At 44.6% G+C, this 23709-nt stretch carries 16 protein-coding genes; 11 read left to right on the plus strand and 5 right to left on the minus strand.

Translation table 11 applies throughout. The features are described from left to right. Window positions 1-141: 141 nt before the first annotated feature. Both mgtE and QUA42_RS19635 read right to left on the minus strand, forming a co-directional pair. Window positions 142-1539: a magnesium transporter gene (mgtE, locus tag QUA42_RS19630; RefSeq protein ID WP_333041966.1), complete on the minus strand. Its 1398-nt coding sequence runs from the start codon at window positions 1537-1539 to the stop codon at window positions 142-144. Between the two features lie 153 nt (window positions 1540-1692). Then, the gene (locus QUA42_RS19635) at window positions 1693-2568 is read right to left on the minus strand and encodes an amino acid ABC transporter substrate-binding protein (protein WP_333139314.1); all 876 of its coding nucleotides are present in this window, start codon (window positions 2566-2568) and stop codon (window positions 1693-1695) included. Window positions 2569-2653: 85 nt separating this feature from the next. Here QUA42_RS19635 and QUA42_RS19640 point away from each other — a divergent pair, with 85 nt between their 5' ends. From QUA42_RS19640 to QUA42_RS19655, 4 genes are all read left to right on the plus strand, one after another. Further along, on the plus strand, window positions 2654-2878 hold the full coding sequence (locus QUA42_RS19640) for a hypothetical protein (RefSeq protein ID WP_333139316.1): 225 nt from the start codon (window positions 2654-2656) through the stop codon (window positions 2876-2878). A gap of 717 nt (window positions 2879-3595) precedes the next feature. Beyond that, window positions 3596-9085 carry a PAS domain S-box protein gene (locus QUA42_RS19645; protein ID WP_333139318.1) on the plus strand — a complete coding sequence of 1830 codons (5490 nt, stop codon included), beginning with the start codon at window positions 3596-3598 and terminating at the stop codon, window positions 9083-9085. Window positions 9086-9208: 123 nt separating this feature from the next. Then, a complete protein-coding gene (locus tag QUA42_RS19650; protein WP_333139320.1) occupies window positions 9209-12304 on the plus strand; it encodes a response regulator in 3096 nt (1031 codons plus the stop codon). A 10-nt stretch (window positions 12305-12314) separates the two neighbouring features. Further along, window positions 12315-13289, plus strand: a complete 975-nt coding sequence (locus QUA42_RS19655) for a diguanylate cyclase (RefSeq protein ID WP_333139322.1) — start codon at window positions 12315-12317, stop codon at window positions 13287-13289. A 347-nt stretch (window positions 13290-13636) separates the two neighbouring features. On the opposite strand, the gene crcB is transcribed toward QUA42_RS19655, so the two are convergent. After that, window positions 13637-14050: a fluoride efflux transporter CrcB gene (crcB, locus tag QUA42_RS19660; protein ID WP_333139324.1), complete on the minus strand. Its 414-nt coding sequence runs from the start codon at window positions 14048-14050 to the stop codon at window positions 13637-13639. Window positions 14051-14163: 113 nt separating this feature from the next. On the opposite strand from crcB, the gene QUA42_RS19665 reads away from it, so the two are divergent. The 5 genes from QUA42_RS19665 to QUA42_RS19685 all read left to right on the plus strand — a co-directional run bounded on the left by QUA42_RS19665 (window position 14164) and on the right by QUA42_RS19685 (window position 19757). Continuing rightward, window positions 14164-14793 carry a macro domain-containing protein gene (locus tag QUA42_RS19665; protein WP_333139326.1) on the plus strand — a complete coding sequence of 210 codons (630 nt, stop codon included), beginning with the start codon at window positions 14164-14166 and terminating at the stop codon, window positions 14791-14793. Between the two features lie 381 nt (window positions 14794-15174). Further along, window positions 15175-15780, plus strand: coding sequence for a hypothetical protein (locus tag QUA42_RS19670; protein WP_333139328.1), 606 nt, complete (start codon window positions 15175-15177; stop codon window positions 15778-15780). A 163-nt stretch (window positions 15781-15943) separates the two neighbouring features. Further along, a complete protein-coding gene (gene aspS / locus QUA42_RS19675; protein ID WP_333139330.1) occupies window positions 15944-17731 on the plus strand; it encodes an aspartate--tRNA ligase in 1788 nt (595 codons plus the stop codon). Window positions 17732-17811: 80 nt separating this feature from the next. After that, window positions 17812-18960 carry an AAA family ATPase gene (locus QUA42_RS19680; protein WP_333139332.1) on the plus strand — a complete coding sequence of 383 codons (1149 nt, stop codon included), beginning with the start codon at window positions 17812-17814 and terminating at the stop codon, window positions 18958-18960. After that, window positions 18957-19757 carry a DUF3226 domain-containing protein gene (locus QUA42_RS19685; protein ID WP_333139335.1) on the plus strand — a complete coding sequence of 267 codons (801 nt, stop codon included), beginning with the start codon at window positions 18957-18959 and terminating at the stop codon, window positions 19755-19757. Before QUA42_RS19680 ends, QUA42_RS19685 begins: the two co-directional genes overlap by 4 nt. 43 nt (window positions 19758-19800) lie before the next feature. Here QUA42_RS19685 and QUA42_RS19690 read toward each other — a convergent pair whose 3' ends face one another. After that, window positions 19801-20034: a hypothetical protein gene (locus QUA42_RS19690; protein ID WP_333139337.1), complete on the minus strand. Its 234-nt coding sequence runs from the start codon at window positions 20032-20034 to the stop codon at window positions 19801-19803. Window positions 20035-20200: 166 nt separating this feature from the next. On the opposite strand from QUA42_RS19690, the gene QUA42_RS19695 reads away from it, so the two are divergent. Further along, on the plus strand, window positions 20201-20407 hold the full coding sequence (locus QUA42_RS19695; RefSeq protein ID WP_333139339.1) for a ribbon-helix-helix domain-containing protein: 207 nt from the start codon (window positions 20201-20203) through the stop codon (window positions 20405-20407). A 40-nt stretch (window positions 20408-20447) separates the two neighbouring features. Here QUA42_RS19695 and QUA42_RS19700 read toward each other — a convergent pair whose 3' ends face one another. Further along, complete coding sequence (locus QUA42_RS19700) at window positions 20448-21908, minus strand: glycosyltransferase family 87 protein (protein WP_333139341.1); 1461 nt, start codon at window positions 21906-21908, stop codon at window positions 20448-20450. A gap of 300 nt (window positions 21909-22208) precedes the next feature. Here QUA42_RS19700 and QUA42_RS19705 point away from each other — a divergent pair, with 300 nt between their 5' ends. Continuing rightward, window positions 22209-23387, plus strand: a complete 1179-nt coding sequence (locus QUA42_RS19705; RefSeq protein WP_333139343.1) for a M20 family metallopeptidase — start codon at window positions 22209-22211, stop codon at window positions 23385-23387. Window positions 23388-23709 lie beyond the last annotated feature (322 nt).

The following is a 23709-nucleotide window of genomic DNA, read 5'->3' on the forward strand; positions in this document are numbered from 1 at the left end:
TTTCAACGGGTGCAAGTATGCGGATAAAAATAAAGTACGCGCGACGGCAGATATCCGGTATGTAATCGCACGTAGACCCCGAATTTAGCAGTGGTCAAAAACAGATTAAGTTTTTTATTCACAGCCATCTAATTAAATATATTAAAGCTGCAAAATTAGTCTAGCTAAAGTGAAATAAATCAAGACCCCGAGGACATCAACTGCGGTGGTAATAAAGGGAGCAGACATTAAAGCGGGGTCTAAACCCAAAGAACGAAATAGAAACGGCAGAGCTGAACCGGCAATAGAAGCTAAAATTGCGATCGCAAACAAACTCACTCCCACCGCGAGTGCCACTGCTAAACTCCCTTGCAGAGTATAAGCCCAGCCCGTCGCTACAGTCCCCAATATAGCTCCTAGCAGCGCTCCCGCCATCCCCTCGCGAACAATTACTTGAAACGGGCCCATTGCTGTAATTTCATCAGTGTTCAAACCGCGAATTACAACAGTTGAGGACTGAGCTCCGACATTGCCTCCAGTGCCAGTAAGCAGGGGAATAAAGGCTGCTAGGGCAACTACTTGGTTCAAAATATCTTCTTGAGCTCTAATAATTGCGCCCGTGACAGTATTAGTTAAAAGCAGAACAAACAGCCACACCACCCTTTTCCGAGCAACAGTGATTAAATCGGTCTGAAAATAATTGTCGCCACCGGACTGGACGCCACCCAAGGTATAAATATCTTTGGCTGCTTCTTGTTCTAAAATGTCGATCGCATCGTCAACTGTAATGATGCCGACCAGACGCTGTTCGCGGTCTACAACGGGCACAGCTAAAAAATCGTAACGCTGGATCAGCCTAGCTACTTCTTCTTGATCAGTTCCTGTTTGAACAGAAACTACGTCGCGGGTCATAATTTCGCCGACAGTTTTGTCGAGGGGGGAAGTGACTAAATCCCGCAGGGATAAAATGCCAGTCAAGCTGCGTCCGGCGTCGGTGACGTAAAGAGAATAAATTGTTTCGGTAGTTCTAGCCAAAGAGCGAATTCGGTCTAAAGCTTGGGCGACGGTAAAGCTTTCTTTGAGAGAAATATATTCCGGGGTCATGATCCGACCGGCGGTACTGGCTTCGTAACCCAAAAGCTGGGCCGTTGCTTCTCGTTCCGTCGGGCTCAATTCACCCAACAGGCGACGGACTAATATTGCCGGCAGTTCGTCAAAGAGTTTAGCTCGATCGTCCGGGGACATTTTGTCTACAATATCAATGACTTCTTGGCGCTTGAATTTTTCACAGAGGGACTGCTGAACGCTGGAGTCGAGATATTCGTAAACTGCTATCGCTTCGTCTTTGGAAAGCAAGCGGAAAGCTATTACTTGCATGGTTTCTGGCAGGCCTTCGATAGCTTCAGCTATGTCTGCTTCCTGCACCGGGTGCAAAATGGCTTTTGCTCCTTTAAAGTCTCCTTCTTCCAACAGGGCCCTTAACTGCGATCGAACTAATTCCCGCAGTTCCTTTCGCGCGTAGGTGGGTAGAGAAGACGATTGATAATTTTTTTCTGTCACTGATGACCCTCCTAAACCTGTGCTGCGCGCCTTCCTGAATCCAGTTTAGAGCCTATTGACGCCACTGGTTGCAGTGATCAGACTTGCCCTGACAAGATCCACACCTGACCCCTATTTTTCTGGTGCGCGCCCAGCATCTTGCCCGATTTGGGTTCAAATACATTTATCTTGATCGGCGACACTCATCGGTAGGAAAGGAGAATTGCGCCCGAGCACTTTTTCCAACAGGTTCGTCGAACTTTGATTGCGAATATAATTATTTACTGTTTCTTTCCATTCAGTGTCACTTGCTGGCAATATCATGCCGTAAGAAATGCAAGTTAAAGGCTGCTCCGGTATAACAGAATATTGGCTTGGAGTTAAACCCTGTCTCAGCGCTTCTCCTACTAACAGCATTCCGTCGCTAGCGAAGGCATCGATTATGCCGGATGCCGCATCTTTTACACCCGACTCTCTGCCCGCGATACCTTCATACATTCGCTGGTTGGCTAGTTGATATCGGCCTGCAATGAATTGTTGGGTAACAGAACCGCTTAGCACCCCAATGGTCACGTCTTGCAGGAATCCTGAAGGGTTGACTCTCAGTCTGTTTTCTGGCTTGACTAACAGATAAGTGCCGCTGTATAAAAAAGGCAGTGAATATGCAATCCCGCTGGGGGGATTTTTTAGAATTGTATTAGGCCCGCATTCTAGGTGAGTGCGCTTGCTGGTTACGCTGCGAAAGCGCCCTTTTTCTGCTGATTCGTTGAGATCAGTTTCTAGTTTTTCTAAGCGGATGGAGCGATTTAATTTTTTTTCTAAGTCAGCTCGGAAAAGTTCTAAGCCTTCCATGCAAACTCCTTGCCATTTTTCACCTTCTAAGTAGCCGAAGGGAGGGGCATCTTTTCTGATACCAACTTTGAGAATGCCGGTTTGCCGAATTTCTGCCAGTGCTGTCTGGGCTGAGGCAATTGTAGGTAAAGCTGCAGGAAATAATATCGAAAATATGGCTGTAAATGCTGCGAGTTTGAGGTTTTTCTTGGTTGGCATTGAGTTCATTCGTTCGGCATCCGAATAGATATTGTACTGGTTTTTAATATGATACGCAAAAAAACAATATTGTCAATATATTTGGGTGCTTGTATTTGGGGCTATTGGCGTGTTTTGGGTTGTGCGATCGGCTAACTTCAACCAGCACCGTCTAAAATTAAGTTTCGGGGGCTACGTCAATCCTTTTTTCGGCCGCCTGACGGGTTATACACATAAAGAAGTTTTGGGCAAGAATTGGTTTGACAACTTATTATCTTGGTATAGTCAACAATTAATTAAAACTGTCAATATCATTGGCCAGCAGTCATAGTGAATCCCCTGGCTTCCGCTATGGTTCCTTTTCAAACTGCCAAACGTGTAGCGCTGGGATTTAGACTCTCCGATCAAATCAAGGAACAGGGAACAGGAAAATTATTTTATGTAGGAATGTATTTCAAAAGCTGCATCTGAATAGTGTAGAATTATAACAAACCAGATGGGACATTCCAAGGTGCGTATTGTGGGATAAAAATTCTCTGCAATCTGAATTTCATTACGGAATGTTTAAACTTGTATCTTTTCCTTAACCATTTTATATTCTTTACCAAATCTTTATTTTTTTTCTCTAGGGTATTGTTATGGTTGCTTCAAGCGAGTTTACAGCACTTTGTAACAAGAGTGAAATACCCTTTAGTTAAAAAAGAGGTCTTGATGACACACCGCCCCTGCTGCTCGAATTAAATGCTGCGTCACGTTCGCAAGGATCAAATCTACTGGTTTTGTCGCCAATGTTGGCAAACAATACCTATTTACAATCTGAACAGATGTTGCTCATCGCCATCTATAAATGTAGTTAAAGGGCTAGGGGTTCAGGAAGAACATTCTTTACCGATGGAATTTAACAGCTCAACTTAGGGGGTATAAAGTTTAGAGAGTGCCTTATCGCTAACTGGTTTTCAGGCTCAAGACTTAGTTTTATTGCATCATTAAATTACCCAAGTATAGCCCAAAAAATTGAAGACCGCTTTATTCCTATATCGCTTAATTTATGGTAATCCCTCGACGCAAAGTAATTATAAGTTTAGACCAAACACCACTTAAACGATTGCTACCTCTTTTGCTTGGTGTGGTGGCCTCTCTTGCTGTTTTATTTACGTGGCAACAGCTAACCATCAACGGACAAATTCACATCGAGCAGTTAATTCAGCAGGAAGCCAATGCGATTCAGTCACAACTGACCGAAGGACTATCCATTCGGGTGTTGACACTTCGGCAAATGGCGAATCGCTGGCAAGCCAATGGCGGAACACCAAAGGCTCTTTGGGAAGCCGATGCTGAGGCTTATGTAAAGGATTTTTACGGTTATCAGGCGATCGCATTAGTCGATCCATCATTTAAAGTGCGATGGGTTGTGCCACTGGCAGGGAATGAGGCAGCGCAAAACCTAGATTTTAATCGGGAACTGCGTCGCAAAATCACTTTGCAAGTGGCTCGTGATTTGCGTCAACCTATGTTAACTCGCAATGTTTCACTCGTTCAAGGGGGTGAAGGATTTCTAGCAACTTTTCCTTTATTTGTAGGGGAGCGGTTTGATGGGTTTATTGTCGGATCTTTTCAGTTTAAAACTCTATTTGAAAGTATTTTAAAAGTGCCACCAGGGTACAATGTGGCTATCTATAGTGGCACAACTTTGCTCTACGGTCAAGACTATTTGTCTCCATATCCCCCTCAGAAAACAGTTGTAGTGAAAGCCTATGGTGTAGACTGGAGAATAGATGTTTATCCAACTTTAGATTTAGTAAAAAATGTCAAGGTTTATTGGCCTAGAGTTGTATTAATTGGTGGCTTAGTTTTAGTTGTGCTGCTTATGTGGGTCATGTATCTCGCACAAGTTAGTTATGGCAAAGTCGATAAGTTCAAAAAAGCCAATCGCCAGTTGCAATGGGAAATTCACCAGCGACAACAGGCAGAAATTGCGATCGCTCAACTAGCTGCGATCGTTGAATCTTCGGAAGATGCCATTCTCAGTAAAGACTTAGAGGGTGTAGTTACCAGTTGGAATGTAGGAGCCGAAACAATTTTTGGTTATACAGCCGCAGAAATAGTAGGGCAATCAGGGAGAAAATTGATTCCCGCAGACTATCGAGATGAGGAAAACGAAATTCTCACCCAAATCCAGCGAGGACAACGCATCAAACACTACGATACAAAGAGGCTGAGGAAAGATGGAACATTAATCGATGTCTCGATGAGTGTCTCCCCCATTAAAGACCCCGCAGGAAATATAATTGGAGCCTCAAAGATTGCCCGGAATATTGCTGACAGCAAACAAGCAGAAGTAGCACTACGTGAAAGTGAAGAACGCTGGGAACTGTCTGTACGCGGGAATAATGACGGCATTTGGGATTGGAATGTTCAAACCAATGAGGTCTTCTTTTCTAGTCGCTGGAAGGAAATGCTGGACTATGAAGACCATGAAATCCAAAACATTATAGACAAATGGGCGAATCTGCTACATCCCGATGATTTGGGAGGGGTAATGCAAGCCGTTCAAGACCATTTTGCCAAGAAAACTCCTTTTTATATCACAGAACATCGCGTTCGTTGCAAAGATGGTTCCTACAAATGGATTTTGGATCGTGGTCAGGCACTGTGGGATGATGCAGGTAACGTAATTCGGATGGCTGGCTCTCACACCGACATTACGGAGCGCAAGCAAGCTGAAGTTGCTTTACAGGTCAGCGAAGCCAGATATCGGCAATTGATCGATAACTTAAATGCGGGTTTTGTGATTCATGCGACAGATACCACCATCCAATTATGTAATGAAACGGCCTGTGAATTACTAGGGCTTTCAATGGATCAAATGCTGGGAAAAACTGCGATATCTCCGGCCTGGCATTTTGTGCGGGAAGATGGCAGCGTTATGCCCCTAGAGGAATATCCGGTACATCAGGTTTTATCCAGTGGAAGTTCCCTCAAAAATTATGTTTTAGGAATTAAAAAAGAAATTGATAGTTGTGTTTGGGTATTACTTAATGCCTACCCGGAGTTAGATCAAAATGGTCATATCACACAAGTTGTAGTTACGTTTATTGATATTAGCAAGCGCAAAAAAGTCGAGCTGGAAATCCAAAAAACTCGCAATTTCTTACAAGCACTGTTGGATTATCTACCGATTGCAATTTTTGTTAAGGACGCAGAGCCTAAACAATTTGGCAGATTTCAGTTTTGGAATAAAACCAGCGAACTGTTATTTGGCATCTCAGCCGAACAAGCGATCGGCAAAAGTGGCTATGATTTTTTTCCAATAGAACAGGCTATCTTTTTTGACCAAAAGGATAGAGAAGCTTTTGAAAAAGGTAAGACTGAGGATATTGCTGAAGAAGTCATTGAAAGTCATAGTCTGGGCAAACGTTGGCTGCATACTGTGAAGATTCCCATTTACGACGAACAGCATCAGTCCCAGTACCTACTTTGTTTTTCAGAAGATATCACCGATCGCAAACACGCAGAAGCAGAGCTTAGAGAAATGAGTGAGGTGATGAAAAATGCACTGTCGGGGATTTCCAAAATAGACACTCAAGGACGTTACCTCTATGTCAATAAAGCATATTCTGACGTGACAGGCTATCAGCCAGAAGAAATGATCGGGATGTCCTGGGAAAAAACCGTATATCCCGATGAGTGGGAAAAACTGGTTGCAGCCTATTGGGTGATGGTGCAAGAGGGCAGAGTTGAACTTGAAACCAGAGCGGTTCGTAAAGACGGTTCTGTTTTTTATAAGCAATTGGTGATGATTTCAACTTACGATGAACAGAATCAATTTTTGGGGCATTACTGCTTCATGAAAGATATTAGCGATCGCAAAAAAGCCGAACTTGCACTAGAACAGGAACTCCTGCGGAGTAAAGCCTTCTTCAACACTTCCCTGGACGGTGTTGTTGTCATGGATTGGGTCGGAAAAGTTGTCCAAGCTAGTCCCAGCTTTGCTCAAATGCTGGGCTACACCCTAGAAGAAACCATGAATATGAGTGTGTTTGATTGGGATGCTGAATGGACGAGGGAAGAACTACAACTTATGCTCCAGCGAGAGGAGGTTATTCCGCTGTTTGAAACGCGACATCGCCGCAAGGATGGTTCTGTATATGACGTGGAAATTAGCTGGAACCGGGTGGAATTACAAGATGAGATGATTAACTACTGTATCTGCCGGGATATTAGCGATCGCAAACGCAACGAAGCGGAACGCCAACAAGCAGAACAGGCACTGCGAGAGAGTGAAACTCGCTTCCAAGCCTTCATGAATCACAGCCCAGCCCCTGCCTGGATTACCGATGAAAATGGTGTAATGCTCTATGCCAGCCAGACTTATCTCAATACCTTGAAGTTACCCACTGACGATGTGATTGGAAAATCCATTTTTGAACTTTACCCCGCCGCCTTCGCCCAACAATATCTAGATAATATCCAAACGGTTGCTCAAACCAACGAGCTAATTGAAACGATTGAGATTGCGCCCCGTCGAGATGGAACCCTGGGTGAGTTTCTGGTTTACAAATTTCTCATCCCCGACTTACCTGGGCAAATGCTAGTAGGTGGTGTGGCGATCGATGTGACGCGACAACATCAAGCGGAAACCGCTTTACAACTGAGTGAGGAACGCTTAATGCTAGCACTAGAAGCCTCTGGAGATGGACTATGGGATTGGAAAATTGAAACTGGAGAAGTTTACATTAATTCCTACTACCAGGAGATGCTGGGCTACAAGCCCGGTGAGTTGGTGATGGATGTGAACGTCTGGGAACAGATGATTCACCCTGATGATAAATTCTGGGTTTTTGAGGATCTCAATAGTAATTTGCCAGATAGCTGTCTCAAATATGCCTTTGACTACCGTGTGCGTTGCAAGTCAGGTGAGTGGAAGTGGGTCGCTAACTACGCGAAAGTCGTTGCCTACGATGAAGATGGTAAGCCTTTACGGATGATTGGAACGCACAAAGACATCAGCGATCGCAAACAAAAAGAACTGGCACTGCAGCACGCAAGGGAAGCCGCAGAAGCAGCGAACTTGGCAAAAAGTACATTCCTAGCCAATATGAGCCACGAATTACGCACTCCCCTCAACGTGATTCTAGGATTTGCTCAGGTAATGACCCATGACTCCTCCCTAACTCCCAACCAAAAAGAAGACCTGCAAACAATTCGTCGCAGTGGCGATCACCTATTGAGTTTGATTAACGATGTGTTGGATCTCTCGAAAATTGAATCGGGACACTGCACAGTTGAACACAGCGGATTAGACTTAATTGCGCTGCTGCATTCCCTCCGAAATATGTTGGCGGAACGAGCAAGTTCTAAAGGACTTGACCTTTGTTTCGAGATTGCGCCAGAAGTTCCCCAATTTATGCTTGTCGATGCTCAAAAACTGCGCCAGGTTTTGCTCAATCTGCTGAGTAATGCCATCAAATTTACCGATGGGGGAAGCATTACTTTGCAAGTCAGTATTGAGGCCGACGGTACAGGGGCATTAAGCACAACTCGGCCGATTCTCCAGTTTGTAGTGGCTGACACAGGTGTAGGGATTGCATCGGTCGAACTTGATACCATCTTCGATGCGTTTGTGCAAGCCCAAGCTGGGAAGCGATTGACCGGCGGTACTGGGCTAGGTCTAACCATTAGCCGCAAATTGTTGGAACTCATGGGCGGAGAAATTTCTGTCAGCAGCACTCTGGGAGAGGGGAGTAGCTTCACCTTTACCCTTCCCGTCAGCCCCATCAGTGGAGTTAATGTTACACCCGAAGAGAATAATCGCCTCGTGATTGGGCTGGCTCCCAGTCAAGGGGATCATCGCATTTTGGTGGTTGACGATCAACCAGAAAATCGCTTGCTAATGGTCAGATTACTGACACAATTAGGATTAGAGGTAAAAGAAGCTACCAACGGACAGCAAGCTGTGCAGATTTGGCAACAATGGCAACCCGACCTAACCTGGATGGACATTCGGATGCCCGTGTTAGATGGATACGAGGCTACGAAGCAAATTCGGGCAATGGAAGACGGACAGAACAGTATCATTATTGCACTTACGGCCCAGGCTTCCCAGAGCGACCGCGCCCTCGCCTTAGCTGCTGGCTGCAACGACTACATCAGCAAGCCCTTCCGGGAACAGACCCTATTTCTTAAGATGGCGGAATACCTAGGTTTAGAGTATGTATATGAGGAAGAGGAAACTGAAATAGGCGAACGGGGAACAGATTGTTTTCCTTCTTACTTCTGTTCTGTTGCCTCTTCCGTTTCAGATTCCCTCGATCCAACGCTTCTGGCGACATTACCAAAAGAATGGGTGGTTGAGTTGGAAGATGCTGCTTTATGTGGGGATGATGTTGCGATCGTTGAACTGGTAGCTCAACTTTCATCAGACCTCGCTCAATTCGGTACTCATCTGACGGAACTCGCCAACCAGTATCAATTTGAGAAAATCCTTAATCTAATTCAAGGTAATTTCCCAAGTGTAATTCCTCCATTGGACTTATAAACTGTTGTGTAGTTAAACGTTCGATTAGGACTACGGAATTAGGAATTGACCCAAGACAATTAAATGTTGTTGGTAAGATTTGCCAAAAAACTCCTTAATTTGTATTAATAATTACTCTCTAAAATGCCTCATAAAATACCCAAAAATTTCCAAATAAATCCTTTCGATTTAACAAATCTAGAGGAATGCAGTGAAGAATCCGTTTATGCTCCCGGTCATATTCAGCCCCACGGAATAGTTTTATTGCTGCAAGAAAAGAGCCTCAATATTTTACAAGTAAGTGACAATGTAGAAGTGTTTTTTGGCATTTCTGTCGCAGAATTGCTAGGTCAGCCATTGCCATGGTTATTTGGTCACGAGCAAGTACAAGAAATTGTTAGGTATCTCAATCAAGAAAAGCTCAAAATTAATAATAGTTTTGAGCTGAAAATACCTCTAAGAAACGGCCAAATTCAAACATTTAGAAGCACACTGCATCAGCTAGCAGATGAGTTGATTCTGGAACTAGAACCCCAATTGACTATTGAAAATAATCATTCAATGGATTTTTATCAGCGTCTGCAAACAGTTATCCTCAACTTTCGCAGTGCGTTCGGTCTTTCGGATTTAGCTCAAACCATTGCTAGAGAAGTAAAAGCCATGACCGGATTCGATCGCGTGATGATTTATCGCTTTGAAGCCGATGACCATGGGGTGGTGATTGCTGAAGAGAAAGAAAGCTATCTAGAAAGCTACCTGGGATTGCATTACCCGGCGATCGATATTCCCGTACCCGCCCGCAAATTGTTTTACAGCAATTGGGTGCGCCAAATTCCCAATATCAATTACACCCCTGCCCGCCTAATTCCCACCAACCATCCCCTAACCAATACACCCCAGGATCTCAGTGCTTGTGTGTTAAGGGGAGTATCTCCCTACCACATTGAATATTTGCAGAATATGGGAGTGGCTGGGACACTGACGATTTCGTTAATTGACGATCGGCGCCTCTGGGGATTAATTGCCTGTCACCATTACAGCCCGCGATTGGTAGATTACGAAACTCGCAAAAGCTGTGAATTTTTAGGACAATTTGCCTCGATCGAACTGGTGCATCAGCAAGAGCGAGAATTGAACGTTTACCGATCGCAGGCTAAAACTATTCAGGATAAACTTCAGCAGGCATTCCGGCGAGAGTCTAATTTTATCGAACAGGTATTGACCGAAAATGCTTCTCAATTGCTAGATTTAGTTCATGCTCAGGGAGCTGCAATTCTGCTCGATGGTCGTCTGACATTGGTGGGTCAAACACCATCTGAATCTGAGGTTGACGAACTCGTGCAGTGGTTGCTGCAACACAACAAAGAACGAGTGTTTGCAACAGCTTCTTTGTCTCAGTTGTATCCCCAAGCCCAGCAATTCAACGATCGAGCTAGCGGTGTTTTAGCAATCTCCATCTTCCTCTGCTACGCCAAACAAAAGTCGTACCATATCCTTTGGTTCCGACCGGAACAAATTCAAACCATAAACTGGGCAGGTAATCCACAGGATGCTGTGTCGATCGACGAAATTGGAAAAATGCACCTGTGTCCCCGCAAATCCTTTGAACTGTGGCAAGAGACAGTGCGGGAAATGTCTTATCCGTGGCAGATTGCAGAGTTAGAAGCTGCAGCCGAAATGAGACATATCCTCATGCTGGCCGTGTTAGAATTTTCGCAAGCTGCCCTAGAACACGCTGCAGAAAGGGCAGCTATAGCCAACCGTGCCAAAACCCAGTTCCTTGCCAACATGAGCCACGAGCTCAGAACCCCACTCAACGCCATTCTGGGATTTACCCAGCTTATGAACCGCAGCCCTTATATCCCAGAAGAATTTCAAGAGCATTTAGGGATCATTACCCGTAGTGGAGAACACCTGCTGACATTGATCGACGATGTTTTGCAAATGTCTAGGATTGAAGCAGGGCAATTGGTACTGAGTAAAAGCTGTTTTAATCTGCATCGACTGCTAGGTTCTATTAACGAGATGTTCACCATCAAAGCGCCTGAGAAAGGGTTACATCTGAGCAGCGAGTGGGATGCTACTGTCCCGCGTTATGTCTGTGGCGATCAAGCAAAACTGCGCCAAATCTTGATTAATCTGCTGGGGAACGCGCTCAAATTTACAACAACAGGAACCATAGCCCTGCGCGGACGAGCTTTTTCATCAGATGATATGCCATCGAGTACAAATTGCGATCGCGCCACTAATCCACCGGATATTAAACCAACTATTACCTTGTGTCTCGAAGTTGAGGATACCGGACCTGGCATTTCTCCCTCAGATTTAGAATCAATTTTTGACGCTTTCATGCAAACCAATCGCGGTCGCAACGATCGAGGAACAGGTTTAGGACTGTCTATCAGTCGTGAGTTTGCGCGTCTGATGGGAGGCGATATCACCGTGCAAAGCACCCTCAATCGAGGCTCGACTTTTACCTGCCAAGTCGTTTTGGAACTACCAGAGTCCGTTGATTTAGAGGAACCTGAAATTAACGCTCGGGTTATCAGGATCGAACCTGGGCAACCTATCTACCGAATTCTCGTAGTAGAAGACGTTCCAGAAAATCGGCAACTGCTGGTGACACTGCTGGAGTCAGTTGGGTTTGATGTGTGTGCGGTGGAAAATGGGGTAGAGGCGATCGCTCGTTGGCAGGCCTGGCACCCTGACCTGATTTTGATGGACATTCAAATGCCTGTCATGGATGGTTATGAAGCCACGAGACAGATTCGAGCACAAGACTCATTAGTCATTAGTCATGGGTCATCAGCAGATCGCTCAGGGCAAATGTCACAGGACAACAGACCAATGACACGCATCATTGCCCTCACTGCATATGCTTTTGAAGACGATCGTATCGCCAGCCTGCAAATCGGTTGCGATGACTACATTGCCAAGCCGTTTACTGAAGACACACTTTTCGACAAAATAGCTCATCACTTGGGTGTGCGCTACTGCTACGCCGAAAAAGTTCCGCGAGATTTATCAGCTTCGCCACCAAAGATGTTTATTCCCGACTTGAAAACCATGCCCACCCAGTGGATTGCAGAAGTTCATGAAGCCGCACTCGATCTTAGTGATAATAAGCTTTATGAACTTATCGCTCTAATTCCCAAGGAGAAACAAGATTTCATCGCGGCGATGACATCTCTGGTCGATAACTTTCAGCTTGAAGCGATCGCAACTCTCACCCAGATTTAGGAATAAGAACATGACAGATCTATTCAAACTTGTGGCCCAAACGAATATTCTCATCGTGGATGATACGCCAGACAATTTGCGCTTGTTAGCCAAAATTCTAGAGTCACAGGGCTATATTGTGCGTAAAGCGCTCAACGGCAGAATGGCACTCCAAGGTGTTCATCGCGACCCACCGAGTCTGATTTTACTTGACATCAATATGCCGGAGATGAATGGGTACGAAGTCTGCCAAAAGTTAAAAGCATCGGAAGCGAGTGATCAGATACCGGTTATTTTTATCAGTGCGCTCGAACGACTGGAAAACAAGGTACGAGCCTTTGAACTGGGTGGCGTAGACTATATTACCAAACCTTTTCAAGAGCAGGAAGTGCTGATGCGAGTAAAAAATCAATTACTCATCCAGCAGCAACGCCAACAACTGCTGGAACAAAATCAACGTTTAGAACACGAAATCCAAGAACGTCTGAGGGCAGAAGCCGAAGTAAGGCAGCTATCCGTGACCGATGAATTAACTGGATTATATAACCGACGAGGCTTCTTTTTACTAGCCGATCAACAACTAAAAATTGCTCGACGCACGCAAACATCCTATTTTATTTTGTTCGCTGACCTAGATGGTTTGAAAAAGATTAACGACACTTTAGGACACGAAATGGGAGACAGAGTAATCGTTGACGCCGCTCAAATATTGAAGCAAACCTTTCGTGAGGCGGATATTGTGGCTCGACTGGGAGGAGATGAATTTGCTTTATTTATTCCTAACTTTTCGGGTAATTCATCTATTAATTTCCAGGCTCGGCTGCAAGAAAACATAGATCGCTTTAATCAACACTCCGAGCGAGCTTATATATCAATAAGTCTTGGTGTTGAGTTTGGAGATTTAAATAATGAAGTTTTATTAGAACAATTGCTAGCCAAGGCTGACAAACTAATGTACGAGCATAAACGCACCAAACGCTGTTTAAATCCTCAACCGTTCTTTTGAGAACAGCTATATCGGAGCGCCATAAGCATTATTTATTAAACGTGAGTTCAACCGAGAAAGAGTAAACTGAAAACAAGATAGGGAAACAGCTTGAAGACTTTACCCCGTCAGCCGGAAAACACGATGCAGTACACTTCACCACACCTAAACCCGAGAGGGTAGCAACCCCGTTAAAAGCTTTCCCTGTATTAGTTTAAGGGTGTGTGTGATCAAAAAATATCGTAGGTATTGTCCACAATCCTGAGCTAAAATCGACTGACTGATGCTGTATGGGTGGAGAGTTTGCCTACAGTTGTATTCTTTTTTTAAACTGGTATTATTTGCACAAACCGATTTTATTTATTTATTTATTTGCCCGATCGCGCTAAAATGATGCCTAACTGAACTGCAATTACTCCTAGTATGGCACTGCCTGCCCAGTAAAAAGCGGCGATGCTGTAAGATCGATCGCGCCACAAGACATTCGTCTCTAAACCGTAAGTTGAAAAAGTAGTATAAGCACCCAAAAAGCCCGTTGCTACCATTAAGCGCACTTCCGACGGAATAGTCGGCACTCGTTCAAAAGCGAGGGTAATAAAAAATCCCATAGCTAAGCAACCAGTGATGTTAATAAAAAAAGTTCCGTAGGGAAAAGCCGTACCGAAACGGCTGGCAAACCACAAGGTGATATAATACCGGCTCAAAGCGCCGGCAACGGCACCTAAACTAATTGCGATCGGGTGGCGCAGATTCGGGTCTTGCAGCATACAGATCTTGGACATTTGCTAGTTGAAATTGAGATGAATTTTAGATTCAGCCGACTTATGTAAAGTATTGTAGGATTAAATTGGCGAACGCTCTAGCTGTTCGCAATTAAAATTAAGAGAGAGTATTTATGCAAATTGTGCTGGCTACCTTAGACGATGGTTTAGTTAGAGCGTGGGAAAGCACTTGCGGCAGTATGGAAAATGTAAAGATACATCACGGTTCAATATTTGATGTGAAATGCGATGCTATTGTTAGTCCGGGAAATAGTTTTGGTTTCATGGACGACGGCTTAGATTTAGAAATTTCCGAATATTTTGGAGGGCAGGTTCTTGAACGCTTGCAAAAACTAATTAAGGCTAGACATCATGGCGAACTATTAGTAGGAATGGCAGAAATTGTAGACACCGATCATGCTGAAATTCCCTATTTAATCGCGGCACCAATTATGCGCGTTCCCACAGTTTTAAGAGAAACAGTAAATGTTTATCTAGCAACCCGCGCTATTTTGACTCTCGTAAAATTTGGCTCAGTCCCAGATGGAACGCCAGTCAAACATATCATTGGAACTATCGCTATTCCCGGCATGGGTACGGGAATGGGCAAAGTGCCGCCAGATATCTGCGCCAATCAAATGAAAGTTGCGCTCGAAGATATCCTTTTATCTCAGTACGAATTTCCTCAATCTTTACTGCACGCTCAAAGATGTCACCACTTGTTATATACGGACGAAAGCGAAGATTTGCAGTTGGAAAATTGAAAGTATTAAATTTGCCAGTTTTATTGTGTTGAGAAACCAAGTTTATTTGTGTGGTTTTTTTGAGGTATAGAGACTTATCACAAATTAAAGTGCGCTAAACCGTACCTGCAACTTGGCGGTATCCTACACACGAGAGCAACTTTGGTAGATATAATGTAATAGAACTGAGGTCATTCCAACTAGGTAAGCGCGGATACAAAAGTTGATAAAGCTGGAACAAAAATTGCCTAGTTCTTATTAAATGCCAGAATGCCTTCTGGCGCTACACCTACAAAGTCGGTATAAAAGACCACAATTCCATCTGGCGCTACACCTACAAAGTCTGCATCCAGGGACTGTGAGATTTTTGGAAAATGTTTACTACCACAGGAGAAGATTGATATGACAGATCCAAAAGTAACCGAAGAACCAATTTTAGAGGCAACTCTCGAAACGACGGAGCTCGTCAAACAAGAGATGCCCGACGCGACTGATGAGGCGATCGCAGAAACTGCGGCGCTGTTTGAAGCAATTAAAAAACGCGCCACCGCCGAAGTGCAAGCAGCGGGCGAACTCACCCGCGAAGCTTATTTAAAAGCTGTGAATAAGGCCTCCGGGGCGATCGAAGAAAATAAGGATCTCGCCCACGAGAGATTCACAGAAGCAGTCAGGCTGATTAAAAAAGAAACTGAGAAAAATTGGCTGGTGGTAGATGCGATTAAAACGCGGGCGCAAGCGCAGGTGCAAGATGCCGGCGAAGTCAGTCGCGAAGCTTATTTGAAAGCAGTGCGACAAGCGCGAGAAGCGGTGGAACAAAATAAATTGATCGAACGCGATCGCATCGAACAAGCTGTTGACCACATTCACACGGAAGCTGAAAAGAATTGGCACCTTATTGTGAAGCAAATTGAGTCGATCGGCACTCGCTTGACGGATGCGGCTAAGTCTGCATGGAACGCGCTGACGGCGTTTTTTGACAAGTCTCACAGCGATCGCGGGGATTCCTAGAAGGGCCAGCCGGGCGTTTGGAACTCCCAGCGGGTTGTTAGGGTACTTAGCTTTGGAATTAATTCCAAAGCTAATGGCGATCGTCCGTGCATTTGCATTCAGCAGAAGTTTCAGGCATACTGCATAATTAAAAAGCTTTATTTTTAGTCCACAACCCCCAATTATGAGAAGTTACTACTGCGGCGAACTGCGAAGCGAACACATCGGAGAGACTGTCACCCTTTACGGCTGGGTGGATCGCCGCCGCGATCATGGCGGGGTGATTTTTCTGGATGTGCGCGATCGATCGGGTATTGTGCAAATTGTCAGCGATCCTGAACGCACCCCCGATTCCTATCACGGGGCTGAGGCTTTACGCAGCGAATACGTGGTTAAAATTACTGGGCGAGTCACCAGCCGCCCCGCAGATTCCCTCAACCCGAAATTGCCTACGGGTGAGGTGGAAATTTATGCTGACGAAATTGAGTTGTTAAATGCGGTTCGCAAACAGTTACCGTTTCAGGTGGCGACGGCGGAAAATGAAAGTGTGCGGGAAGATTTGCGGCTGAAATATCGCTATTTGGACTTGCGGCGCGATCGTATGAGTCGCAATTTGCAGCTTCGCCATCAAGTGGTCAAAGCTATGCGCCGCCACCTGGAAGATGTGGGAGGTTTTATTGAAGTTGAAACCCCGATTTTAACGCGATCGACTCCTGAAGGTGCGAGAGATTATTTAGTGCCCAGCCGCGTCAATTTGGGCGAATGGTACGCTTTGCCGCAGTCGCCGCAGTTGTTCAAACAATTGTTAATGGTTTCGGGTTTGGACAGATATTATCAAATTGCCCGCTGTTTCCGCGATGAAGATTTGCGCGCCGACAGACAGCCGGAATTCACACAATTAGACATGGAAATGAGTTTCATGTCTTTAGAAGAAGTTATCGAATTAAACGAAGGTTTAGTCTCCCAGATTTTCCAAAGTGTCAAAGGGGTAGAATTGCCTCGTCCTTTTCCGCGCTTGACTTACGCTGAAGCCATGGATCGCTATGGTAGCGACAAACCAGACACTCGCTTCGGTTTGGAATTAGTCGATGTTTCCGATTTGATGAAAGATTCGGGATTTAAGGTATTTTCCGGGGCGATTGCGGCAGGCGGAATTGTGAAGATTTTGCCGATTCCGGGCGGAAATGATGCGATTTCTAACGTGCGGATTAAACCGGGTGGCGATTTGTTTAGGGAAGCCAGCGAAGCCGGTGCGAAGGGATTGGCTTACATCCGCGTGCGGGATAACGGCGAAATTGATACGATCGGCGCTATTAAGGATAATTTGACGGAAGCGCAAAAACAGGAATTGCTCGATCGCACGGGCGCGCAACCAGGTCATTTGTTGTTATTCGCTGCGGCTGACGCGACAACTGTCAATAAGACTTTGGATAGATTGCGTTTGTTCGTGGGTAACGAATTGGGATTGATTGACAAAGACAAGATGAATCTGCTGTGGGTGACAGATTTCCCGATGTTTGAATGGAACGCTGACGAGAAGCGTTTGGAAGCATTGCACCACCCGTTTACTGCGCCGCATCCTGACGATATTAATGATTTGAAAACTGCGAGAGCTCAAGCTTACGATTTGGTGTTAAACGGTACAGAAATCGGCGGCGGTTCTCTGCGGATTTATCAGCGGGATGTTCAGGAAAAGGTGTTTGAGGCGATCGGCTTATCGACTGAGGAAGCTTACAATAAGTTTGGCTTTTTGTTGGATGCGTTTGAGTATGGAACTCCGCCCCACGGAGGTATTGCTTACGGTTTGGATCGGTTGGTGATGCTGTTGGCTGGTGAGGAATCGATCCGCGATGTGATTGCGTTTCCGAAGACGCAGCAGGCGGGTTGTTTGCTGACGAATGCGCCTGCTGGGGTGGATGAGAAGCAGTTGAAGGAGTTGCAAGTGCGATCGACTTATACGCCTAAGTCATAAACGAATGGGGACTTAGGCAAAGCCTATGTGTCATGCTGAGAGAAGCGAAGCATCTCAGTTGAAATGCCTAAGTCATAATTATGAAACACCTTGACAATTTAACCATTCATCAGTTCCGGGGCCTGCGAGATTTAACCTTGCAGGACTTGGGTCAAATAAACCTATTGGTTGGTGCGAATAACTCAGGTAAAACTAGCGTTTTAGAAGCGATATCAACCTATTGTCGCCCCTTAGATATCGGAGAATGGCTGAAAACAGCACAGCGTCGAGAAATCAAGGCTTCTCCCACGCTTCCATTAAATGCTTTCAAATGGTTATTTCCTCAAAAAAATGAAGTACCTAAACCCATTCTTTACGTAGGAGAAACCTATATTTCTGGCAATGGTAGCTTCCAAGTTGTAGAATCTAGAGCAATCTACAACCAGATGGAACTGCTATATCAATCAGAAAAAGATTTTGAAGATAGCGCTGAAGATTGGCTAGAATCTTATGACTATACTGAATATAAGAGTTCGCACGGTGCTGAAATAGAACTCAAAGCAATATTTCGCGATCCACCAGGAGGTGATGGAGATGTCTTGGGTCGTGAATTCTCAGAAAAAATTGAATTATGGTCTAATAAAAGGCTGAGTCGAGGTGATTTCCGCCAACATCACTTCTACCCAGAATTGCCAATTGATATGGTAACACCTGTTTCTCACAGGCAGGAAAAATTAGAATCCTATCTTCTGTCACAGGCAATACTAAGGGGATTAAAAAATGAGGTAATTAAATTACTTCAGATTGTCGATGTAGAAATAATTGACTTGGAAATTTTGTCACTTGGAGAACGTCGCCCTAGTATCTATATCAACCATAAATTATTAGGATTTTCACCTTTAAGTGCTTTTGGTGATGGAGTGCGGCGTTTGCTATTCATTGCTTTATCTATGGCAAAAGTCCGAGGTGGAGTTTTACTAATTGATGAAATAGAAACAGCAATTCATACTGAAGCACTCCGCAATTCCTTTGCTTCGATTGTGCAGTGGTGCAAGCTGATGGATGTGCAGTTATTTGCAACGACGCACAGTTTAGAAGCGATTGATGCGATGTTGAATGCTAGCGATTCGGAGACGGACTTAGTTCTTTATCGTTTAGAGAAACGGGAGTCACAAACCAAAGCAATTAGAATTGAACGGGAAAGATTGCAAAGATTGCGGGAGGATTTGGGTCAGGAGGTGCGCGTGTGAAATACGCCATTATTGGAGTAGAAGGACCCCACGACCAGGCATTTACAGGGAAGGTTCTCAAGCTTTTGGGTTTTAAAGATTTTCGGGAAGAGTTGAAAGGATTAGAGTCTCAGTTAGACCCCTTCTGGCGCAAGTTTATTCCTGTTTATCCTAAAAAAGGAAATTTGTATAAACGTCTTGATATGCCTTCTATTTTGTTTAATGATACTGTCTCTGTAGCAATTTATGCAGGGGAAGGAAGCAATCTTGTGACTAATTTGGATGACATTTTATTCGCCAATTCTGAGTATCAAACAAATTTGGCAGCATTCGGGATAGTTGCCGATAGCGATAAATCAACTCCCGATCGCATTGTCGAACCATATGCTAAGAAATTCCGAAGTTATTTTCCTAATTTTCCGCAGTGTCCTGGTGTTGTAGATACCAATAGCCCGCGTACAGGAATCTATGTTTTGCCAGATAATGTTTCACAAGGTGTGCTTGATACTTTGCTGTGCAGTTGCGGAGAGATAGCTTATCCCGCGTACATGAAGAGAGCTAATTATTATCTAGATTCTTATCTAGATGAGTTTTCCACTATAGATGAATTTTCTAAAAAAGACAGGAAATCTTTAAAATGGAAAAATTTTGATCGAGAAAAAGCTTTAGTTGCTACTGTTGTAAGTGTTCTCAAACCTGGAAAAACTAATACAACAAGTATTGCTGATAATAATTGGATCAGCGAACAGACACAGCAGCAGGTTCCTGCTTTGGCCAATTTTATTGAGTTTTTGAGTCAACTTTTGGAAGTGAGTTAATCGGCGATCGCACTTCTGGAATTCGTGCGATCGCCCTCAAAGATTACTCTTTCCAGTAACGGGTTAAAATCCGAATCACCTCACCCGCTATCGGCGATGGTAGAGGCGGGCTCCATTCCCCAACTTCTGCAAAACCTAAAACGTGCAACAGATTAACGATGCTGTCTACCGCTTTGGGAACGCCACACAACAGCAAACAAATCGGTTGCTTACCTTGAGGTACATCAGGAATTTCTTCCCGGAGCAGTTCGGGAACTGATTTTGGCTGTGATATCATACAGTTTCTCCTAAATATGGGAGTTCAAGCCCCCACCGAACGATTGCGAGTCTGAGCGGTGGGGGTTTGGTTTTTGGGTGTTTAGACTACTATAGCATAACCTAGATTGCGGTGTGCTACTTTGGCTTAAAATTTCTCTAAAAAATTTGTAGTCAGCTAAAATGACATGGTGAACACGCTATCCCCAAACAATGTGAGTCCTGCAAAATCTCCAAGAGTTGCCTTTTACCCCCCACCCGAAATCAAGGAGAAGTTAGAGAAACTGGCTAGTCTTGAACGTCGTTCGATTTCCCAAATGGCATTACTTTTGGTCGAGGAAGGGCTCGAAAGAGCGCAGAAGGAAGGAAAGTTCAATGAATCCAAACACGATTAAGCCGCTAACTTTTCCCTCAACTGCCAGCCTGTCGGGCCGTCTATGGATCGCATTCAGCAACCTGTTTTTGACCAAGAGAGGTAATCGCTAAGACTAAAACACTTAACGTAAGGCCTAAAATTGCATAACTCGGTAGTGAAAAAATAGTTACTTTAAACAAATAGGGCAATTCCCCCCCCTTCCAGTTCCACCGCTTTCCTAGAAACACCAACAGCCCGCCATGAATCACAGCGGTTTGCACCATGACACAGCCAACGCCCAATAACCAAACCGACATTCTTTGCCTAGAGAAGGCACAATTTTTAATCTGAAAACATAAATCATTCAGCAAAAAAACCACCGCCGGTGCTAACATCACAGAACTGGTGGGCTGAGAATAGTTGATAGCAATACTCAAAGTAGAAATTAGCACCATTTCAGATAAGTCAACTTTTTTTGACCAAGCATTGCGAGATTGTTTTTTGTAAAAATACCAACTCACTAAACCAACTAGCACCAGACTGATCGAGTCAGAAAATAGCTTCGCCACGAAGGGACTATCGGGGAAAAATCTCGGCCCCATAACCCTTAAATCAAGGCGACTCATAGAAATATAAGCATTATTCGATGGATCGTTGAGCCACAGTGGAAATCCACGAGTCGCATCCTGTATAAATCCTGTTAAAGAATTGCCCGTTACAGCTAGACCTATAACTGCCAAAAAAGTTACCGTGACTATAGATATAAAAACTAGCTGAAACCGTCTTTTGATTAAAAAATAAGGAATAAACAAGATAACTAAAGTTGGTTTAAAAAGAGCAATACCCAATAAAAGCCCTGCAATTACATCCTGATTTTTCCTAGCATAAATAAACATCCATAACAGCAGAACGGCAATAAAAGTTGCCACATTGCCAACTTGAAGGTCGAAGACAAAACCGTAGAGGAATGCAACTGATATACTACAAATAGTCCGAAAAGCTCGTGAGTGCGACTCCAACAAAATATTCGCTCCCCATAAAACAAAACCTGTGGCAATAAGATGCAGCCAAGTCCAGATTGTGAATGCAGTCTTCATCGGGAAATAGCCCAAAAACCACAGCGGAGGAATGATATTAGGTGGATAAACAAAAGATGGAATAAACCCACACACTTTTGTGATGCTACAGAAACCGATGTTAAACACCTCCACATTAAAGGGGCTCAAATGCTGATGGGCTAATCTACTCGCTACATAAAACCACTTAAAATCCCAGTAAGGCGGATCCGGTCGATTAGTCAGATTGTAAACCAACCAACCGGTATAACAGAGAAATCGGGTGACAACTAATACAATAACTGCTTGCAAAATAAAGTTAACAATAGGTTGACGAAAAAACAGAGTCAACCTTTCGATCGAAGGATGTTTTAAAAACAAAGAATCTTGCCATGCTGTTTTTTCGCTATCTAATCGCCAATTAAAATTGAGAAATAAAGCGACTGCAATTAGAATAATTACATTCCAGAATCCAAAGCTAAGCATAAAAAATAATTTTAATAAATTTACTATTTGATAATATCACAACCAGAAATCCTCAACTAAAAATCAGCATTTAAACCTAAAACATAGACTTTTATTCCCCGTTTAAACCTAACTCTCTCTTCTCTCTTTTCTCTGCGTCCTCTGCGCCCTCTGCGGTAAAAAAAAATCTTATTCCCAAACAAAATAGCATTGCCATCTAAAAGCCCGATCGCACTTTTGCGCCTTATAACCCTGTTCACCCCCAAACATATGCGTTACCCTAGTTGACTACAACTTGTACCGCACTCCCCAAGTAAATTCATGCTTCCCCGCATCAAAGAATTAGCCGCCACCCTCGCCCCCCGCTTAATCGAAATTCGCCGCCACATCCACTCCCACCCCGAACTCAGCGGCCAAGAATATCAAACCGCCGCCTACGTAGCCGGAGTTCTAGCATCCAGCGGAGTCCGCGCGATCGAAGGAATCGGCAAAACAGGAGTCATCGGCGAACTCAAAGGCAACAGCAGCGAGTCCCGCTGGCTGGCAATTCGCACCGATATGGACGCTTTACCGATTCAAGAACGCACTAATTTAGAATTTGCCTCCCGCAACGAGGGAGTGATGCACGCCTGCGGCCACGACATCCACACCACCGTCGGTTTGGGCGCAGCCATGATATTGTCTCAGCTAGAAGAAAAATTGCCCGGTCACGTCCGCTTCTTGTTTCAGCCGGCAGAAGAAATTGCCCAAGGTGCTCAATGGATGATTAAAGATGGGGCGATGCAAGATGTTGACGGCATCCTCGGAGTGCACGTTTTCCCGACGATTCCCGGGGGTTGCGTCGGTATCCGCCACGGGGCACTGACGGCGGCGGCAGATGACATAGAATTGATTGTGATGGGCGAATCCGGCCACGGTGCGCGTCCCCACGAGGCGATCGACGCAATTTGGATTGCTTCTCAGATAATTACCACTTTGCAGCAGGCCATTAGCCGCACGCAAAATCCTTTGAGGCCACTGGTTTTGACGATCGGGCAAATTAACGGCGGACGTGCGCCGAACGTAATTGCCGATCGAGTAAAATTATTGGGAACCGTGCGATCGCTGCATCCGCAAACCCACGAAGAACTGCCGGCTTGGATCGAACAAATTGTTTCTAGCGTGTGCGCGACTTACGGCGCTAAGTACGAACTCACCTACAAGCGCGGCGTGCCCGGAGTCCAAAACGACCCAAAACTCACACAATTAGTCGAAAGTGCGGCTTTAGAAGCTTTAGGTCGATCGCGCGTGCAAATTTTACCAGAACCATCCCTCGGCGCGGAAGATTTTTCGATGTATTTAGAACACGCACCGGGAACAATGTTTCGCTTGGGAGTGGGACTGACTGACAAACCGAATTATCCCCTCCATCACCCGCAATTTGAGGTAGACGAAGCGGCGATCGTCACCGGCGCTGTTACCTTAGCCTATGCCGCCTATCAATATTGGAAACAGAAATAAGAAATAAGACGGCGAATAGAATTCGCGCCTACACAAACGATGTCCGCCGGAGGCAAACTGAATAAGATAACATAATTTCAACTACCGTATTTTCTTAAACCCGCGTCGGCGGGTTTTGCCTGTATAGACGCGGTTTCAACCGCCCGGTCTTCTTAAATGTCAACTGTCAACTGTCAACTGTCAACTGCTATATAAAATTTTATGAACCTAGATTTCGATAAATTTTGGAATGCCTGCAACCCCAGTGATACCAATTTAATATGAAGCTGCATAGAATAGGGCTTCAAGAATAAAATTGTAAGATGACAACGAACAGATTTGC

Origin of the sequence: Microcoleus sp. Pol11C2, from assembly GCF_036701505.1 — a bacterium.
GTDB lineage: Bacteria > Cyanobacteriota > Cyanobacteriia > Cyanobacteriales > Microcoleaceae > Microcoleus.

What these genes read in the sequence shown, in the direction of transcription:
- QUA42_RS19705 (WP_333139343.1), top strand. Translation starts at nt 22,209, where the DNA reads ATGCTTCCCCGCATCAAAGAATTAGCCGCCACCCTCGCCCCCCGCTTA.
- QUA42_RS19650 (WP_333139320.1), top strand. Translation starts at nt 9,209, where the DNA reads ATGCCTCATAAAATACCCAAAAATTTCCAAATAAATCCTTTCGATTTA.
- aspS (WP_333139330.1), top strand. Translation starts at nt 15,944, where the DNA reads ATGAGAAGTTACTACTGCGGCGAACTGCGAAGCGAACACATCGGAGAG.
- QUA42_RS19670 (WP_333139328.1), top strand. Translation starts at nt 15,175, where the DNA reads ATGACAGATCCAAAAGTAACCGAAGAACCAATTTTAGAGGCAACTCTC.
- crcB (WP_333139324.1), bottom strand. Translation starts at nt 14,050, where the DNA reads ATGTCCAAGATCTGTATGCTGCAAGACCCGAATCTGCGCCACCCGATC.
- QUA42_RS19635 (WP_333139314.1), bottom strand. Translation starts at nt 2,568, where the DNA reads ATGCCAACCAAGAAAAACCTCAAACTCGCAGCATTTACAGCCATATTT.
- QUA42_RS19700 (WP_333139341.1), bottom strand. Translation starts at nt 21,908, where the DNA reads ATGCTTAGCTTTGGATTCTGGAATGTAATTATTCTAATTGCAGTCGCT.
- QUA42_RS19665 (WP_333139326.1), top strand. Translation starts at nt 14,164, where the DNA reads ATGCAAATTGTGCTGGCTACCTTAGACGATGGTTTAGTTAGAGCGTGG.
- QUA42_RS19645 (WP_333139318.1), top strand. Translation starts at nt 3,596, where the DNA reads ATGGTAATCCCTCGACGCAAAGTAATTATAAGTTTAGACCAAACACCA.
- QUA42_RS19655 (WP_333139322.1), top strand. Translation starts at nt 12,315, where the DNA reads ATGACAGATCTATTCAAACTTGTGGCCCAAACGAATATTCTCATCGTG.
- QUA42_RS19680 (WP_333139332.1), top strand. Translation starts at nt 17,812, where the DNA reads ATGAAACACCTTGACAATTTAACCATTCATCAGTTCCGGGGCCTGCGA.
- QUA42_RS19690 (WP_333139337.1), bottom strand. Translation starts at nt 20,034, where the DNA reads ATGATATCACAGCCAAAATCAGTTCCCGAACTGCTCCGGGAAGAAATT.
- QUA42_RS19695 (WP_333139339.1), top strand. Translation starts at nt 20,201, where the DNA reads ATGGTGAACACGCTATCCCCAAACAATGTGAGTCCTGCAAAATCTCCA.